This window comes from Ilumatobacter sp. (genome assembly GCF_041688325.1).
Classification (GTDB): domain Bacteria; phylum Actinomycetota; class Acidimicrobiia; order Acidimicrobiales; family Ilumatobacteraceae; genus Ilumatobacter_A.
The window spans coordinates 1-1,799 of the sequence record NZ_JBDNIJ010000350.1; the positions used below are offsets into that span (position 1 = coordinate 1).

Annotated in this window: 2 protein-coding genes and 1 pseudogene; 2 read left to right on the forward strand and 1 reads right to left on the reverse strand. The window is 64.3% G+C overall.

What is annotated here, in order from left to right; all coding sequences use genetic code 11:
* A pseudogene (locus ACH2EI_RS18155) lies at positions 1-348 on the reverse strand (hypothetical protein); the annotation flags it as partial.
* Positions 349-463: 115 nt separating this feature from the next.
* Here ACH2EI_RS18155 and ACH2EI_RS18160 point away from each other — a divergent pair.
* Both ACH2EI_RS18160 and ACH2EI_RS18165 read left to right on the forward strand, forming a co-directional pair.
* Positions 464-871: a hypothetical protein gene (locus tag ACH2EI_RS18160; RefSeq protein ID WP_395161058.1), complete on the forward strand. Its 408-nt coding sequence runs from the start codon at positions 464-466 to the stop codon at positions 869-871.
* Positions 872-883: 12 nt separating this feature from the next.
* Positions 884-1,799: metallophosphoesterase (locus ACH2EI_RS18165; protein ID WP_395161060.1), on the forward strand; the 916-nt coding region annotated here is incomplete at its 3' end.

Below are 1,799 nucleotides of genomic sequence, written 5' to 3' on the forward strand. Positions count from 1 at the left end.
CAGCAGCATGCCCGGTGTCTCGTCGTTCGAGAAGGCGATCCTTGTTGCCGAATCCCACAGCCATCCCCCAGCACGGTGCGCCTCACTCAGCGGTACAACGTGGTCAATCGTGATGTCACTCGCCGCCGTCACCACGATGCCCGTGTACGGGTCGGTCCAGGACCCGGTTTCAACAAAGCATCCTGACGAACTCATCTGCACCGGGATCGCCGACTGTGTGATGAGTACCTCGTGCCGTCCAGAGATGCAGTCCCCGTCGAGATCCGCCCAACCATTTGGCTGATACGTCGCGCGGTCATAGCGCTCGCGACCCGGATCGGGGTCGGCAACAGTCAGGCCGCTCAACACCGCCAGCACCTCTTGCAGCGAGTCAGCCGTCGGCGAATTTGAGGTAGTGGTGTCGGTAGCGGTTGAGGCAGCGGTGTCGGCAGTTCGCGCAACTGATGTTTCAGGGACTGTCGAAGTGGGCGGAGCCGCCGGCACCGGTACCGGGACCGCGGTCTGGACCGGCGATGATGTCGTGGTGCTGGTCGCTGGGGCGGCGCTGAACGATGGCGGCGCTGTCGAGGCGACGGCGGCACCACCAGAAGCCGGAGCGTCGCCGCCCAACCCGCCTGCAAACTGGAACGTGGCCGCCAATGTGGCTGCAGCCACACTGCAACCGATCAACATCGTGGAACGCTTCACGCGGGCACGCTCCGAGTCGGCATATCAACGAGAATACGACGAAGGCGGCGACGCAGAGAAGTCAATTCCGACGGAATCGAACGAGATGAGATCGGATCCTCGACACCGACGCCAACGCTCAGTTGAGGTGGCCAATCAACTCCGTACGTGGGGCGGTCCGTTCTCAGCCCGACCAACCCAGTGACATACTTTGCGGGTGACCGGATACGACATCATCGGCGATGTGCACGGCTGCGCCGACAAGCTCACCACGCTGCTGAAGAAGCTTGGGTATACCCACAGCGGCGGCGCCTACCGGCACGCTGCACAGCGACAGGTCGTGTTCGTTGGCGACCTCATCGATCGGGGTGTGTCCCAGCTCGAATCGGTCGCGATCCCGCGAGCGATGGTCGAACACGGCACTGCCCAGATGGTCATCGGCAACCACGAATTCAACGCCGTCGCGTTCGCCACACGCAATGCCGACGACACCGAGTGGTGTCGGCCACACAGCGCCAAGAACCGCGGGCAACACCAGGCATTCGTCGATGCCGTCGAGTTCGGGTCGGCAACACATCGCAGCATCCTCGACTGGTTCACGTCGCGGCCACTCTGGCTCGACCTCGGGGGTGTCCGAGTGGTCCACGCCTGCTGGCACGACGACTCGATCGAGCACCTCCGCGGACACGTTGGCGCCCACGGCGGGCTGACCGACCAACTCATCCGCGACGGAACCACGAAGGGTCATGCGAGCTACCTGGCGATCGAGACCGTACTCAAGGGGCCCGAGGTCGGGTTGGGCGGCTACTCGTACACGGACAAGGACGGCCACAACCGCACCAACGGTCGGGTCGCTTGGTGGAAGACCGACGCCACGACCCTGCGCGACATCGTGCGGCTCGACCCGTCATGGCCACTCTTGGACCCCCACGGCGAACGTGTCGACGAACTCCCGCAGACACCGCTCACCGACATCGCCGGATCGGTGCCGCCGTATCCCGTCGACGCTCCACCCGTCCTGTTCGGTCACTACTGGTTCACCGACAACGACGACAAGCCGAGCACGTCAAACACGGCATGCGTCGACTTCAGCGCCGTGAAGGGCGGCGACCTCGTCGCCTACCGATGGGACG